Below are 15,032 nucleotides of genomic sequence, written 5' to 3'. Positions count from 1 at the left end.
CGAATGAGCAACACCTCTAGTGACCCGTCTCTGCATGCTCGCCCGTCCAGGGTGTCTCCGATTGAAACTGAATCGATAGCACGCGGATTCGGGGATTTTCTTGGCGGGCCAGTAGGTAGGTTCGCGGCGGTTGGCCGCCAGCGATGGTGGACGCCAGTGCGAACGCTGGTATCTATTGCGTTGGTGTTTCTGTCCTTTGGTTTTTTGTCTAAAGCCAACTGCTTGGCGGGTTCACCAGGCGATGACGGCGTCATCAATCTCGATTGGTCTGGGAATCGGCAATACGTCTCCGCTTGCTACAACGACATCGTGCCGCTCTACGGGGGCCGAGGTCTTGACGGCGACGGCTTTCCCTATGCCTATTCTTGGGTCGAAGGTGACTTGACTCGGTATTTGGAATACCCGGTTTTGACCGGTCTGTTCCAGGGCAATATGGGTTGGCTGACGCGTTTGACCTACCCCATCGTTGAAGCCCTGTCATTACCGATTCCTGAAGCTTCTTGGTACTTCGCGCTGACGGCCTTGGCGTTGTCGGCACTGTGGGTGCTCACCATCCGAATGGTCGCTGAGCTGGCTGGAAACCGCATTTGGGACACCGTCTTGGTCGCGGCCTCTCCCTTGATCATCGTTCACGCATTTACCAACTGGGACATCCCGGCGATTGCCGCAGCCGTAGCTGCAATGTATGCCTTTAGTCGTGGCCGTCCCGGCTTAGCTGGGATGTTTATTGGCCTGGGAGTGGCTCTTAAACTGTGGCCGCTTTTCTTGCTGGGTGCTTATCTTGTGCTGGCGATTCGCAGTTCCAAATATCGGCCATTTTTGCTCATGCTTGCTACCTCCGCAGGTACGTGGCTACTGATCAATCTTCCGGTCATGCTCGTTTTCCCAGAGGCATGGAATGAGTTCCTGCGCCTGAACCGGGAACGTGGCTGGGAGTGGACAACCATTTATGCGATGTTCAGCAGGTCCACGGGGTGGTCCGGGTTCGACCCCTCCGGGGCTACCCCGACCATCCTCAATGCAGTGAGTTTCGCTCTCTTCGCTGGCTCATGTGTTGCCATTGGAATCTTTGGTCTCCGGGTCCAGCGGCGCCCTCGGGTGGCTGAATTGGTATTTCTTATTCTGGTGGCGTTTTTGATCTTCAACAAGGTTTGGTCGCCTCAATACTCACTGTGGTTAGTAGTCCCCGCGGTGTTGGCTTTGCCGCGTTGGCGCTTGTTGTTGACCTGGATGAGCATCGATGCGCTCGTATGGCCGTTTCTCATGTGGCACATGCTCGGAGTAGAAAACAAGGGGATTCCTGGAGAGCTTCTCGACGTCGTGCTGATCGCCCGCCTAGCTCTCCTCATTGCCATGGTTGTTCTCGTAGTGGGGCAGATGTTGGGGAAGCTTCCGGACAAAGTACTTGAAGCGCATGACGGTCAAGATCCCCTGGCGTTTCCGGTCGAGCCCTCTCATACGCAATGATGAAACTATGACCATTCCGACTGTTCTCGGCATTGCCTCGATCTTCATTGGGTTTCTTTGTATAGCCGGGGCTTTTGCCTCCTACATGTATAAAAAGCCAGTTGCGCTATCGGTGGTTCTGGGTATTGCTGCCCTCATTTTTGTCACTGTTCTGCCGGTATTTTTGGCTGTGTTTTTTGCTACAGCACCGGCTGATCCTCGATCGATTTCAGGGTAGTAGGCGGCGCTAAAGGTTTGGCGTTCCTATTTGTTGAACCATCGGGGGATCATGACTGGCTAAGAGTGCCGCTGTGATTTCGGGAATGCTCATGGGTGCGGTACCTTAGTAAGGTTGCTTGACGCAACAGACCCTCCTGCCATGCCCAACCTGGGTGTGGCCGATTCAAATTACTAGACCACAGGAGGTGATGAGGTCCGTGCGTCACTACGAAATCATGGTCATCCTGGATCCTAACCAGGATGAGCGCACTGTAGCCCCGTCCCTGGACAAGTTCCTCGAGATCGTCCGCAAGGATAACGGCAAGGTTGTGAAGGTTGATGTGTGGGGCAAGCGTCGTCTTGCTTACCCAATCAACAAGAAAGAAGAGGGCGTTTACGCCGTCATCGAACTCGACTGCGAGTCCGCGACTGTCCTCGAACTCGATCGCGTTCTGAACCTGAACGACACCGTCCTGCGCACCAAGGTGCTGCGCACCGACGCTTAAGAGCGGATACTAGAGGGGAAGCAATCGCTGCCCCTTTGGCAATGGGCACGTCACTGCAGGAAAACCACCGCGTACCAGGAAGGTTTAAGAACACATGGCACAGGGAGACACGAACATCACGGTCGTTGGCAATGCTGTCAACGACCCGGAACTCCGCTTCACCCCCTCGGGTGCTGCGGTAGCAAACTTCCGTATCGCCTCCACTCCCCGTCGGTTCAACTCACAGACGAACCAGTGGGAGGACGGCGAAGCGCTGTTTCTCACGTGCAATGTGTGGCGCCAAGCCGCAGAGAACGTCGCTGAGACGATCTCTAAGGGTATGCGCATCATCGTGACCGGTCGTCTCCGTCAGCGGTCTTACCAGACCAAAGAAGGCGAGAACCGGACGGTCTACGAGATCGAGGTCGACGAAGTTGGCCCCTCCCTCAAGTACGCATCCGCACAGGTTAACCGCAACCCCCGCGAGGGCGGCGGAAACTTTGGCGGCGGTGGTCAAAACCAACGTCAGTCCCAGGGACAGCCTCAGGGCCAATCCCAGGGTGGCTTCGGTGGAAACCAAGCTCAGCCTCAAGGCAACCAAGGTGGCTTCGGCAACCAAGGACAGTCCCAGCAGGGTGGCTTCGGTGGAAACCAGGCTAATCAAGCCCCAACCAACGACCCATGGGGCTCAGCCCCGGCAGCCGGTGGTTTTGGCAATGCGGGCAATGACGACCCTCCCTTCTGATCGAGCAGATTTTCCCACACATCAGACTTTCCCGCCTAGCGCCCCGAAAAGGCCGCACACTGGCGGGACCCACAACGAAAGGCAGGGATCATGAAGCTGATCCTCACCGCTGCCGTTGAAAACCTCGGAGTCGCAGGCGACATTGTCGAGGTTAAGAACGGTTACGGACGCAATTTTCTGCTTCCCCGCGGCCTGGCCATCGTGGCCACCCGTGGTGCCGAGAAGCAGATCGAGGGCATCAAGCGTGCCCAAGAGGTTCGCGCAATCCGCGACCTCGATCACGCCCGCGAAGTTCGCGATCAGCTGGAGGCCCTTACCGGCGTCTCCGTTGCTGTTCGCAGCTCCGGCCAGGGTAAGCTCTTCGGCTCTGTGAAGGCCGATGACATCGCCGCTGCTGTGAAGCAGGCAGGCGGCGCAACCCTTGACAAGCGTGCCATCGAGGTCCCTAAGGGCCTCGTGAAGAAGACCGGCACCTACCAGGTCAAGGTTCAGCTGCACGCCGACGTGGCAGCAAAGATCAACTTTGAGGTCGTCGCCGCGTAAATACGCGACAGACGGCGGCTGGGATCCCTCAATGGGAGGTCCGGCCCAACGACAACAGCAGGCCGGCGGCCCCGCCGGGTGTTCGTGACTTTTAGTCGCGGACCCCGTCGGGGCCGTTGGTCTGTCTCCGACAGGCTCTCCTGTGGATAAATGTGGACAACTGGGGGTAGTTCACTTAGATTTTCCCCCCACGTTCCTCGAGGTACTTCTTGAATAGGGTGCCTAGCCGCTTGAAATGCACCTGTCAAACCCGCTGGTTGGGTAGGTTATTCACGGGGCTAAGAGACTTGTGCACAGCCTGTTTAAATGCCCTGACCTGGGCGAATGCTGGTTCTGTGAGGTTTCTGAATGAAGATTATCCACAAGAATTCCACAACTAAGCGTGCTGGAAAGTGGAAAAGACGGCCGTTAACCTGGACTTGTCCACAAGGGTTGTGGATAACTTGCTCGCTGATGCTGTGTAAAGAGCTGATTGCTACGAGCAATGTTGGCTAAGGAGCGCTCACTGAGACCTAGTCGCCCCCACCACTACAGAGGCATTCGACGACTAAACTGCCGGAGAGCAGATGGAAGATCCTGATGAATACGAAATGGCGGTGTCTATGACCTCAGAATCCAGTGGGGCTAGCTTCAACGACGACTATGTGCCCCCCGCAGATCCGCCACCGCCGGAGGAGGCTCCCGTACCAGTTGCTCAAGCTTCTTCTGGTCGTGGCGGTTCCCGTCGTTCCAGGGACAACGACAATGCTCCGGCTCGGTTCGGGGAGTTTCGCCAACCACCCCATGATCGTGATGCGGAGCAGGGTGTGCTGGGCGCAATGCTGCTTAGCCCAAACACCGTGGTGGAAATCATCGGGGACTTAGATCCCACGGACTTCTATCATCCAGCCCATCAGCTGATTTTCTCAGCGATGATCGACTTATTTGGTGAGAGTAAAGACATCGATCCGGTGATCGTTGCTGCTCACTTGGATCGCCGCAACGAGAGCGAGCGAATCGGTGGAGCGACTTACCTACATACCCTCATCTCATCGGTGCCGACTGCGGCTAATGCTCGCTACTACGCAGAAATTGTTGCAGAAAAGGCAATTCTTCGGCGCCTAGTCGAAGCAGGTACCCGAGTGGTACAGCTCGGCTATGAAGGAACAGAGGGCGCCGAGGTTGAGACCGTGTTGGACATGGCTCAGCAAGAGGTTTTCGCTGTTGCTCAGCGCACCGAGACCGAAGACTACGCCCAATTGAAAGACATGATTGAGCCGACGATGGAGGAACTCGATAGCATTGCCAATACTGGCGGTCTCGCGCATGGAATCCCCACCGGGTTCATTGATCTAGACAATCTCACCAATGGTCTCCACGGTGGCCAGATGATCATCGTGGCGGCCCGCCCCGGTGTCGGTAAATCTACTCTGGCCCTGGATTTCATGCGCTCGGCGTCTATTCGCAACAACAAAGCCTCGGCGATCTTCTCTTTGGAAATGAGTAAATCAGAGATCGTCATGCGACTGATGTCGGCGGAGACGGAGATCAAACTCACCGACATGCGTTCGGGGCGGATGACGGATGAGCAGTGGACCAAGTTGGCTAGCCGAGTTGGGCAGATTTCCGAGGCTCCGTTGTTTATCGATGACTCCCCGAACCTGACCATGATGGAGATTCGCTCCAAGGCGCGTCGGCTCAAGCAAAAGCATGATCTCAAGTTGATCGTGCTGGACTATCTGCAGCTGATGAGCTCAGGCAAAAAGGTTGAGTCACGCCAGCAGGAGGTGTCGGAATTCTCCCGTCAGCTCAAACTGCTGGCCAAGGAACTTGATGTTCCGCTGATCGCGATCTCTCAGCTCAACCGTGGCCCAGAAGCCAGGACCGATAAGAGACCACAGCTGTCAGACCTTCGTGAGTCAGGTTCCCTCGAGCAGGACGCGGATATGGTCATGTTGCTCTACCGCCCGGATTCCCAGGATAAGGAAAACGAGCGCGCTGGAGAAGCCGATATTATTCTGGCCAAGCACCGTGGCGGGCCAATCGACAATGTCACTGTTGCCCATCAGCTTCACTACTCCAGGTTTGTGGATCTGGCCCGAGGCTAGTCCTACGGTTGGTTCTCGGTATCTACCTGGGCAGCGATCTTGGCAACCGGGACTATCGAGGCCGCTGCAATCACAGCACCGATGATAAAGATCGTGGAGTAGCCGATGATCGGCCCGATGAGGGCGATGGCAAACGGGGCGAAAAAGCCCACGTAGGTCAAGGAATAGAAGATGCCGGTTGCTGCGCCAAGGTCCTCCGGGGGAGCTATCGCTCGGACCTCTCGCAGCCCGGAGACCATCATGACTCCGTAGCTGGCCCCGAGTAGGATTCCCGCGGGAACTACTAGCCACGGGGATAGTGTCACGGCCACGGCAACTGAGGCGAGCATGCCAGCGACCACCAGTCCTAGCCCCAATATGGCGGGCGGGACCAGATTGCTGCCAAATCGGGTGGCTAGCGGCTGAATGAAGGCACCGGTCAGCATCGTCACTGCTGCGATTGCTCCGCTATAGGCGATGGGCCATTGCACCTGATCGATGACCAGGGAAGTAAGAGTAGCGAAAGCTGTGGTGGTTACTCCGAAGCCCCACGGGGCCCACGCGGCCACTGACCAGAGGAATCTGCGAGATAGGACGCTTCGAGGAAACCACTTTCTTCGGACTGCACCTGGACGTGGACCGCCCCCTCCGGTTCGCCACGCTAATGGTGCGATTATCGCTAGTAATACTAGATGCAGCAGATAGGGCAGGAGGTCTGGCCAGGGAAGGAATTCGGCCACTAGGCCGCTGGCGAGCGGGCCGAGTCCAAACCCTGCGGAGAGAAATATTGTCGCTCTGCGGGCGCCGAGATATGCAGGTCCAACCGTGAGTTCCTGTAGCCAAGCTGCGCCAGCTGCCATGACTAGTCCGGCTGCTAAGCCGGCAACAAAACGTCCCACCGAGAGCACGGCGAAAGACCCCGTCACTCCCATGACCAAGATCAGTGATCCGATTCCAGAGAGAATCAACGCGGGTCGGACCATCGCTCGCCGACCGCGGGTATCCGATAGCGGTCCTCCGATCAGTAGTGCGGGGATGAGCCCGGCGACGTAAATAGCGAGGAGAAAAGTCACTTGGGCTTGACTCAAACTTGCTACTACTCGGTATGCGGGTAGCAGCGGAGCGAAAAGGTTGGCACCGAAGGCAATGATGAACATGCCTAGCCCCACGCCCAACCAGCTCTTAGACTTCATGGCATTCCTTTCAACCCACGGGCGACTTTGTGACTATCGGCACACGCTACGTGAAGTTTGACCTAGGAGTTGACGAATTCTTAGGATTTGAGGCTGCGAGAAGCTTTTCCGAGGAGAATGAATGGGGGCACGCTGAGAACTGGCTACCCCTGAAATGGGGCAGGCAATTGTGGGAGATCTGCCCGACAATTGTCCATCAGTGACTGGGGTCACTATTTTGGGGAGTCATTTCCTGCGGTTTTAATGGTCTTAGGGCTACCTATTTTAGGCTTGCTTTACCAAGGAATGCCTTACCAAGGGTGCTTGAGCTGGGAAAACTGCTTAGGGTTGGACCCACTATCCCAGCAACAGCAGTGGGAATCCATCGCATCAAGGAGGCAACCATGACTTGTCGAACCTTTAACCCTAGGACCGTGGCATTTTCCGATCATGTCTCCGTTGAGCGCACGGATCGGGCAGTCATTCTCAATGTTCCGCGCCAGCTCGATGCCTTCGCGGTAGAGGGCAAGCCCACCCTCGCCAGTCGTCTCGCCAAGCTGTTCTCTTTCAGCTGATCCTTGCCGGCACTTAGTGGATCCTAGTCGTCGATAATTTTGCCCCGCTGCTCTGGCAGCGCCAGCGTTGCTACCGCGGCTAGGGCAAACGCTAAGGCGAATACTCCGAATAAGAGATCTGTACCGCCCAGAAACAGCAGTGGCGGTACTAGCAGCGGCATCATGATTGAAGCCAGGCGGCCGAAGCCGGCAGCTGCACCGGTGCCTGCCCCGCGAATACGCGAGGGATAGAGCTCCGGGCCGATCGCGTAGAGCGCACCCCAAGCTCCGAGATTGAAAAAGGACAACAGACAGCCGGCGAGCAGGATCATCGTTGCCGAGCTGGCGGTCCCAAAGAACATGGCGGACACAGCCGAGCCAATGAGGAACGTGGTGAGCGTTATTCGACGCCCCCATACTTCGATCAACCAGGCGGCCGCGGCATAGCCGGGCAGCTGTGCCAAGGTGATGATCAGGGTGAAGGTAAATGATCTCACTAGGGTAAAACCATCGGCCACCAGTAGCGATGGGATCCAGATAAAGGCGCCATAGTAGGCAAGGTTCACGCAAAACCACACGGTCCAGAGGGCGGCGGTGCGGCGGCGTAGGCCCTGTGCCCAGATCGATCTCGACTCGCTGAAATCCTCACGTGGAGTGGCGACCTTTGGGGCGGCGTCGATACGCGCAAGCTCATGCGCAGGCACCTGAGACTCGAAACTAACGACGACCGCCTCTGCCTCCTCATGGCGTCCCTTCTGCTCGAGAAAGCGTACCGATTCGGGAAGCTTCCTCCGGACGTAGAGGCCATAGAAGGTGGGAATAATGCCCAGCGCTAGGGCCCAGCGCCAGCCACTATCGGAAGCGGTGACCACGAAGGCACCGATCATGGCCGCAGCGATCCAGCCAACCGCCCAGAATGCCTCGAGTAAGACCACCATCCGGCCTCGTATGCGGCGTGGAGCAAACTCAGAGACCAGTGTGGAGGCAACAGGTAACTCAGCGCCTAAGCCCAATCCCACGATGAATCTCAATACGATGAGCACCGCGAGTCCACCAGCCAGTGCGGAGGCTCCAGTAGCCAAGCCATAAACCAATAAAGTCACCGCGAACACTTGGCGGCGACCGAAACGATCGGCCAGTAATCCACCGAAGGTGGCACCGAGTGCCATGCCTACAAAACCAATAGAAGCCAGCCAGGAAGTCTCAGTCGTGCTTAGTCCCCAATGGACGGTGAGTGCGGCCATGATAAACGAAATCAAACCGACGTCCATTGCATCTAGCGCCCAGCCGATGCCTGATCCAAGCAGTAGACGACGGTGTTTCCTAGTGACCGGTAGTCGGTCCAGCCGTTGGTTTCTGCTCAGCGGTGCACTCATCAACGTCCTTCTAGATTTTGGGTGGTGATGTTGTTAGTTGAGGTGAAGTGCGCTCTCGCAGTCTTAGCCTGTTTGGTGCAAGGAGCGAAAACTGCGCAAGCGCAATGAGTTGGAGACAACCAATACCGAAGACATTGCCATGGCGATACCCGCGAGCATTGGATTGAGCAATCCTATCGCGGCGATCGGAATGAGGACTACGTTGTAGGAAAACGCCCAGAACAGGTTGATGCGAATAATCCGCAGGGTGCGTCTAGCTAACCGAATGGCATCAACGGTTGATCGCAGATCATTGTTCATCAAGGTGATGTCGGCAGCTTCGATCGCGACATCGGTGCCAGATCCCATAGCTAGTCCCAGATCGGCTCGAGCAAGTGCCGCTGCATCGTTTACTCCGTCGCCGACCATGGCAACGTGATGTCCCTGTGCCTGTAGACGCTCGATCGCTGAGACCTTGTCCTCGGGCATGACTTCGGCGATGACATTGTCTGGGGAAATCCCTACCTCTTTAGCGATCAGGTGCGCGGCTCCGGCATTGTCTCCGGTGAGCAGCATCGGGGTCAGCCCCAGCTTCTTAAGCTCTGAGACTGCCTCGGCAGAGGTGGGTTTAAGGGTGTCGCGAACGGAGATGATTGCGGCAGGGACGTCGTCGATAAGCACGAGGATGGGGCTGGACCCCTGGTCTTGTTCTCGACTAAAGGCAGTTTCCAAGTCGTAGGGCAACGCGGTGTGTGGTCGGCCGACCATAACTCTGTGGCCGTCGACGGTGCCGCTGACTCCAATGCCTGGCTGATTGAGAAACTCAGAGACAGCTGGGATAGTCCCGGTGGTCTGGGCCCGAGCCACGATTGCCCGGGCGATGGGATGCTCGGAAGAAGATTCCACTGCCGCTGCTAGAGCTAAAACCCTGGTGGTAGCGAAGCCTTCAGCAAGGATCATCTCGGTGACTGACATGTCGCCCTCGGTAACAGTGCCGGTTTTATCCATCACCATGGTGTCTACGCGCCGAGTGGATTCGAGAACTTCTGGTCCCTTAATCAGTAGGCCGAGTTGGGCACCTTTGCCGGTTCCCACTAACAGAGCGGTCGGGGTAGCCAAGCCTAAGGCGCAGGGGCAGGCGATGATCAAGACCGCCACCGCGGCGGTAAAGGCTGCAGCCAAGCTTTGTCCCAAGAGCAGATGCGTGATCAGAGTGATCGCTGCAACGATGATGACTACGGGGACGAATATCTGGGAGATTTTGTCGACTAGTCGTTGAACGGGAGCCTTTTTGGCTTGGGCGTCAGTGACCAATTTTGCCATCTGAGCCAGCGTTGATTCAGCGCCGATCCGGGTGACCTCGATCAGGAGCCGGCTGGAAGTGTTGAGAGTCGCCCCCGTAACCGTCGCGCCGGGGGAGACCTCGACTGGGACTGACTCGCCGGTGAGCATCGACTCATCAACGGCAGATCGGCCATCGATGACGCGGCCATCGGCAGCGATCTTCTCGCCTGGGTAGGTAATAACTGTGTCACCGACCTGCACCTGATCGACGGGGACACGAATCTCTAGGCCATCGCGGAGTACCGAGGCTTCTTTGGCCCCCATCTCCAGTAGCGCCCGTAGCGCTTCAGAAGAGCGTCCTTTGGCTCTGGTCTCGAACCAGCGTCCCAATAATAGGAAGGTAATGACCACCGCCGTGGTTTCTAGATAGATTTCATCTGCTCCTGAGCTGCCTGAGAACAGCGACATCTCCATCGTCATTCCGGAGGTGCCCGCGGTGCCGAAAAGTAGCGCCCATAGGCTCCACGTGTAGGCGGCGCCGGTGCCGAGTGTGATGAGCGTATCCATGGTGAATGAGCCGTGGCGCAGATTGGTCACGCTGGCTCGATGGAAGGGGGCTCCGCACCAGAAAAACACTGGTGTGGTCAGCAGGAGGGCTACCCATTGCCAATTGGTGAACTGAAGCACTGGGATCATGCTCAACACGACAACGGGAATGGTCAACAGGGCAGAGATGATCAGTCTATTGCGTAGCTGTTGAGTCTTTCCTTGCCGAGCGCTCTCCTGTGGACTGATTTCCCTATCGGCAGTGGGAGGTGAACTCTCAAGACTCTCGTTCTGGGTACCTGCTATTTTGCTGGTGCCGGTGGCGAGGGAAAAGGCATCATAGCCAGCAGCGCGGACGACCTCGAGTAACTCGTCTGTATTCGTCGTGGCCGGATTGAAATTGATGCTGGCAGATTCAGTGGCGTAGTTGACGGTGGCTTGGACTCCGTCGACCTTGTTGAGTTTGCGCTCAACTCGGGCAGAGCAGGAAGTACAGGTCATTCCGGTTATGCCGAGATCAATTTGTTGCACATCGAGGGCGGGATTTTGCTGGACCATGGGATTGCCTCCTATAGCAACGCTAAGGCTTTGTGGTCCCAATCCTATACCCCTATGGGGTATAGGAGAGCAAAGGAGGGGCAGTTCAAGACATAAAAAATGACCCTCCGAGCCTCGCTGGAGGCGAGGTCTTCGGTCGGGTTGGCCATCAGGCGATCCAGGTTGTTTAGACCTGAGACGTCGCCTCATCTTCTTCGTCTTGACGCAGAGTGAATCCAGCGTTTTCGACAGCGAAGGCGACGTCAGAGTCGCTGAACATCTCACCGGTGACAACTACGCGACCGGACTCGAAGTCGGCATCGACACCTTGCGCGCCGGGAATCTCGTTGATTTCCTCTTCTACCGAGGCCTTGCAGTGAGCACATGTCATACCGTCGACGACATAGTGTTTGATCATGGTGGTTCCTTTCTTCCGACGGCCCCAAGATCCAGATGGAATAGGGAGAGGCCGGGTAGAGTTGTGAAAAACGAGACCAGATAACGATGGTCCTCTATATGACCATACAAAACCACTAGTCAGGAGATAACCTTGGCAACCATCGACCTTACTGAATCTACTTTCGAGAAGACCGTCATCGGCGACGGCATCGTCCTCGTTGACGCGTGGGCATCTTGGTGCGGCCCCTGCCGCTCTTTCGCCCCGACCTATGAGAAGGCTTCTGAGGAGCACCCAGATGCGGTATTTGGGAAGCTAGATACCGAAGCTAACCAGAATCTCGCTGCTGCCCTAGAAATCCAGTCGATCCCCACTCTGATGATCTTCCGCGAAGGCGTCATGGTCTACCGCGAAGCTGGAGCACTGCCCCCGGCTGCGCTGGAGGACCTCATCGGACAGGTCAAGGGGCTAGATATGGCGGATGTTCACCGCCAGGTGGCTGAAGCCAACGCTGAGCGCGATGCTAAGCCGGAGGCCTAAAACCTCAATCTCGGGTTTCCGGGATGTGCTGCCCACCTGATTCTCCCCCAACTAGTGGGGGTGGGAGGTGGGCTTTTCTGCGTCTTTAGGTGTGTCTTTAGTGTGCTTGGGCTAAGCGGCTGGCTCGGTTTCTACGTAAAGTATGAAGTGGAAAACCAGTTGATCCGTGTACAAAAATCCAGAAGGCGAGACTCCTGATATGGCTAATCCGTTCAGTAAAGGCTGGAAGTACCTCATGGCCGCCGCCGACGCCAAAATCGATGAGAGTGCTGATCCGAAGGTTCAGATTGAGCAGGCAGTTGAGGCCAGTAAGCAACAGCATCAACAGATCACGGAGCAAGCCAGCACCGTCATCGGCAATCAAAAACAGCTAGAGATAAAGCTCAATCGCCTTCTGGCATCTCGGGATGAGCACCAAAAGCAGACTCTCGCGGCACTCCAAGCAGCCGATGAAGCTGCCACAGAAGGATCGGCGGATAAAGCCCAGCAGTTCAATGAAACTGCTGAGGTGTTCGCTTCCCAATTGGTGGCTGTGGAACAGCAGATCGAGGAAAACCAGAAATTGCACGAGCAGTCTAGCCAAGCTGCTGAACAAGCCCGCCAGCGGCAAAAAGAGTCTGAGTTGCGGCTCAAAGAGCAGCTGACCCAAATTGATCAACTGCGCTCCCAGGTGGATCAAGCAGCCATGCAAGAGGCAACGACCAATGCCATGGATTCGCTGAACGTCAACCAACCAGATCAGGACGTCCCGACGCTGGACTCGGTGCGGGAAAAGATCGAACGTCGCTATGCCAGTGCACTCGGTGCGCAGGAGCTTACCCAGAACTCAGTAAATGCCCAGATGACAGAGATCACCCAGTCTGGCGCGGATCTGAAGGCATCTAGTCGGCTCGCCGAGATCCGTGCCGAAATGGAGAGTCCGAGCAAGGGCGAACTCAACGCCGGAGAAGAATCCGAGAATCCTCCGGTCGCCGAGGACTCTGTGGAAAAGGAGCAACCACAAGAGCCCGGCAAACCTGAGGCTTAGTCTGCCGGGGTGTTGTTAGGTTAAGGCTGCATACGGTAGTTGGTCAGCACCCCGCGAATTCCTGAATGAAACCCGTCGCGGAGGTTGACCCGCTGAGTCTCGCTCAGGGTGTACTCGTGGAGAGTCTCGCAGGCAAATTGCAGCAACGGACGATCGATCTCGGGGGGCAGTCCGCCACCGGAGAGCAGATGCGATTGGTCTCGTTGATCCTTGGTCGCGGCATTTTCGAACCACCACGTGGCATATTGCTGGCCGACATCGAACGGGGTCTGGAACCCAGCGGTAGACCACATTTCCTCTGGTAGCGGCACATAGCGCGAACGCAGTTTCCGCCGAGGCGCCATCATCGAAGGCTTGGGAGGCGCTGGGTTGGAATCTTCTAGATCTTCTGCAGCGGTCTCCTCCAACACGGATTCTTCAGGCAGAAACTCTGCCTGTGAGGTCGGCGTCGCCGGTGCGCTTGGCTCGCTTATCGACGTCTCATCCTGTTCCGGGTGAGTCTCTTCCTCCTGCTTCAGTTGTGGTTCGCTGGGGATTTCAGGTTCCGGAGAGCTCTTCGCTCTATTAGAGGCAGAGGGTTCCGGAGAAAAGATCTCTCCGTTGGGGACTGCAGTCATCCCGGGTTCCTCGAGGGGTTCGACCACTCCTAGTGGTTTCGACCGAACCACTGGGGGAAGGGGGCCTTCGAGAACCTGCAACTGCATGGCTTCGGCGAAGTCTTCCCGGGGATCCAAGATGGTGGTCGAATCGCATACGTGGCGCAGGGCAGAAGACATAGAGTCCCAGCCAAACCCGTAAAGGTGGACTCGGACTCCGCTACCGGTTGCCTCCTGGACGCCGGGAATCATGTCAGCATCTCCGGATACCAAGACCATGTCGGTGAATTGCTGCCGGATGGCGGCAGAAACCATATCTGCGACCAACCGGGTGTCTACCGCCTTCTGCGTCCGGCGTTCTCCCCATTCGATAAGTTGGCCAGCTCGTAGTTGGACTCCATCGCAAGTGCGAAGGGCACGTTGGTAGCGGTGAGGGCCAGAATCGGGGATGCCGTCGTACCAGAGCTGTCGATGGATGGGTTGCCCTAATTGGTCCTGAATCATGGAACCTAGAACATTGACTACTTCTGGTAGATCAATCTCTAACTGGGATCGAGCTCCCATCTCCCAGGAGTTATAAAAACTCGCAATGAGATAAGAGGTGTCGACCAAGACGAGTGTGCGCTCAAGCATGGCTCCTAATTTCCGTATCTGTTGAGGTATCTAATTTGTTTTCTTCCCTACTAGCATGCCTTAAGCCGGCTCAGGGCGTCGACGCCGGACCGCGCTCTTTCTAGGGGACTGCTGGTCGCAGTGGAAGTGCTCGTCTTTTCGGGGATTGTCGGAAGTCTCTCAAGCCTCTATGGTCTGTTAGTAGACCAACTAACTGGACTCTTGAATAGCTAAGGAAGCTCGTGGACAACTCCGCTGCGCCACTGTTTCACCAGATAGCCACGTTGGTGGAGGACTCCATCCTGGAGGGCTCGCTTGCAGTGGGTGATCGCGTGCCCTCTACTACAGAGCTAGCTGCCTTCCATTCGATTAACCCAGCGACCGCGCTCAAGGGAATCGGAATGCTCACGGAGTCGGGGATTGTCTGCAAGCAACGAGGCATTGGGATGTTCGTGGCTGCCGGCGCACGAGAGCAGATCATCTCTCAGCGGATGGCGAGGCTGGCTGAGGACTATCTTGTGCCGTTGATCGACGAGGTGGTCAAACTGGACTTATCTCGCACGGCAGTCCATTCACTGATCGATGCAGTCGCTGAAAGTCGCGGTTTGTATCGCTAAAAAGTGTCGATGAACAGCGGATTTGTCTTTTAGGTCGTGGTGTTCGTATAGTAATCAGCGTTGCCAAGACGGTTCCCGCAAGGTTGCCAGGCAGGGAACGAAATAAGAACTTCACAGCCACGATTTGACTCGATCAAGTCGCTAAGGTAAGTTCAATAAAGTCGCTTTGAGGCAAGATCTTCTCCAAGATCAGCTGCTAAGAGGTGTGCGAATGTTGTTTGAGAACTCAATAGTGTGCCAATGTATTATATTTTTGTGGTGATGACATATGTTGTCTAGCTTGCTGCTGCG

15 protein-coding genes are annotated in these 15,032 nt (G+C 56.4%); 10 read left to right on the top strand and 5 right to left on the bottom strand.

Annotated features, from left to right (window positions below; translation table 11 throughout):
- Positions 1-3 precede the first annotated feature (3 nt).
- The 6 genes from C5L39_RS09335 to dnaB all read left to right on the top strand — a co-directional run bounded on the left by C5L39_RS09335 (position 4) and on the right by dnaB (position 5,525).
- Positions 4-1,467, top strand: a complete 1,464-nt coding sequence (locus tag C5L39_RS09335) for a glycosyltransferase family 87 protein (RefSeq protein WP_123048649.1) — start codon at positions 4-6, stop codon at positions 1,465-1,467.
- A 7-nt stretch (positions 1,468-1,474) separates the two neighbouring features.
- Positions 1,475-1,684, top strand: coding sequence for a hypothetical protein (locus C5L39_RS09330; RefSeq protein WP_123048648.1), 210 nt, complete (start codon positions 1,475-1,477; stop codon positions 1,682-1,684).
- A gap of 199 nt (positions 1,685-1,883) precedes the next feature.
- Positions 1,884-2,171, top strand: a complete 288-nt coding sequence (rpsF, locus tag C5L39_RS09325) for a 30S ribosomal protein S6 (protein WP_123048647.1) — start codon at positions 1,884-1,886, stop codon at positions 2,169-2,171.
- Positions 2,172-2,265: 94 nt separating this feature from the next.
- Positions 2,266-2,895: a single-stranded DNA-binding protein gene (locus C5L39_RS09320; protein WP_123048646.1), complete on the top strand. Its 630-nt coding sequence runs from the start codon at positions 2,266-2,268 to the stop codon at positions 2,893-2,895.
- A gap of 90 nt (positions 2,896-2,985) precedes the next feature.
- Positions 2,986-3,438, top strand: coding sequence for a 50S ribosomal protein L9 (rplI, locus tag C5L39_RS09315; protein WP_123048645.1), 453 nt, complete (start codon positions 2,986-2,988; stop codon positions 3,436-3,438).
- Positions 3,439-4,004: 566 nt separating this feature from the next.
- Positions 4,005-5,525, top strand: a complete 1,521-nt coding sequence (gene dnaB, locus C5L39_RS09310; protein ID WP_425453880.1) for a replicative DNA helicase — start codon at positions 4,005-4,007, stop codon at positions 5,523-5,525.
- A 2-nt stretch (positions 5,526-5,527) separates the two neighbouring features.
- Here dnaB and C5L39_RS09305 read toward each other — a convergent pair whose 3' ends face one another.
- A complete protein-coding gene (locus tag C5L39_RS09305; RefSeq protein WP_245974962.1) occupies positions 5,528-6,697 on the bottom strand; it encodes an MFS transporter in 1,170 nt (389 codons plus the stop codon).
- 383 nt (positions 6,698-7,080) lie between these two features.
- Between C5L39_RS09305 and C5L39_RS10740 the strand changes: the two genes are divergently transcribed.
- Positions 7,081-7,251, top strand: coding sequence for a hypothetical protein (locus tag C5L39_RS10740; protein ID WP_165858026.1), 171 nt, complete (start codon positions 7,081-7,083; stop codon positions 7,249-7,251).
- Positions 7,252-7,274: 23 nt separating this feature from the next.
- Here C5L39_RS10740 and C5L39_RS09295 read toward each other — a convergent pair whose 3' ends face one another.
- The 3 genes from C5L39_RS09295 to C5L39_RS09285 form a co-directional block, all read right to left on the bottom strand.
- Positions 7,275-8,606 carry an MFS transporter gene (locus C5L39_RS09295; protein WP_123048643.1) on the bottom strand — a complete coding sequence of 444 codons (1,332 nt, stop codon included), beginning with the start codon at positions 8,604-8,606 and terminating at the stop codon, positions 7,275-7,277.
- Positions 8,607-8,669: 63 nt separating this feature from the next.
- Positions 8,670-10,973: a heavy metal translocating P-type ATPase gene (locus C5L39_RS09290; protein ID WP_123048642.1), complete on the bottom strand. Its 2,304-nt coding sequence runs from the start codon at positions 10,971-10,973 to the stop codon at positions 8,670-8,672.
- Between the two features lie 166 nt (positions 10,974-11,139).
- Complete coding sequence (locus tag C5L39_RS09285) at positions 11,140-11,370, bottom strand: heavy-metal-associated domain-containing protein (RefSeq protein WP_123048641.1); 231 nt, start codon at positions 11,368-11,370, stop codon at positions 11,140-11,142.
- Between the two features lie 132 nt (positions 11,371-11,502).
- On the opposite strand from C5L39_RS09285, the gene trxA reads away from it, so the two are divergent.
- A complete protein-coding gene (gene trxA / locus C5L39_RS09280) occupies positions 11,503-11,889 on the top strand; it encodes a thioredoxin (protein WP_123048640.1) in 387 nt (128 codons plus the stop codon).
- A gap of 199 nt (positions 11,890-12,088) precedes the next feature.
- Positions 12,089-12,916: a PspA/IM30 family protein gene (locus C5L39_RS09275; protein ID WP_123048837.1), complete on the top strand. Its 828-nt coding sequence runs from the start codon at positions 12,089-12,091 to the stop codon at positions 12,914-12,916.
- A 20-nt stretch (positions 12,917-12,936) separates the two neighbouring features.
- On the opposite strand, the gene C5L39_RS09270 is transcribed toward C5L39_RS09275, so the two are convergent.
- A complete protein-coding gene (locus C5L39_RS09270; RefSeq protein ID WP_123048639.1) occupies positions 12,937-14,145 on the bottom strand; it encodes an NYN domain-containing protein in 1,209 nt (402 codons plus the stop codon).
- A 221-nt stretch (positions 14,146-14,366) separates the two neighbouring features.
- On the opposite strand from C5L39_RS09270, the gene C5L39_RS09265 reads away from it, so the two are divergent.
- Positions 14,367-14,741 (top strand): GntR family transcriptional regulator, encoded by a 375-nt coding sequence (locus C5L39_RS09265; RefSeq protein WP_123048638.1) that lies wholly within the window; start codon positions 14,367-14,369, stop codon positions 14,739-14,741.
- Positions 14,742-15,032: the final 291 nt, after the last annotated feature.

The organism is Corynebacterium alimapuense (assembly GCF_003716585.1).
Taxonomy (GTDB): Bacteria; Actinomycetota; Actinomycetes; order Mycobacteriales; family Mycobacteriaceae; genus Corynebacterium; species Corynebacterium alimapuense.
Note: the sequence above shows the minus strand (reverse complement) of the source record. Positions and strands in the feature narration are given on the sequence as shown.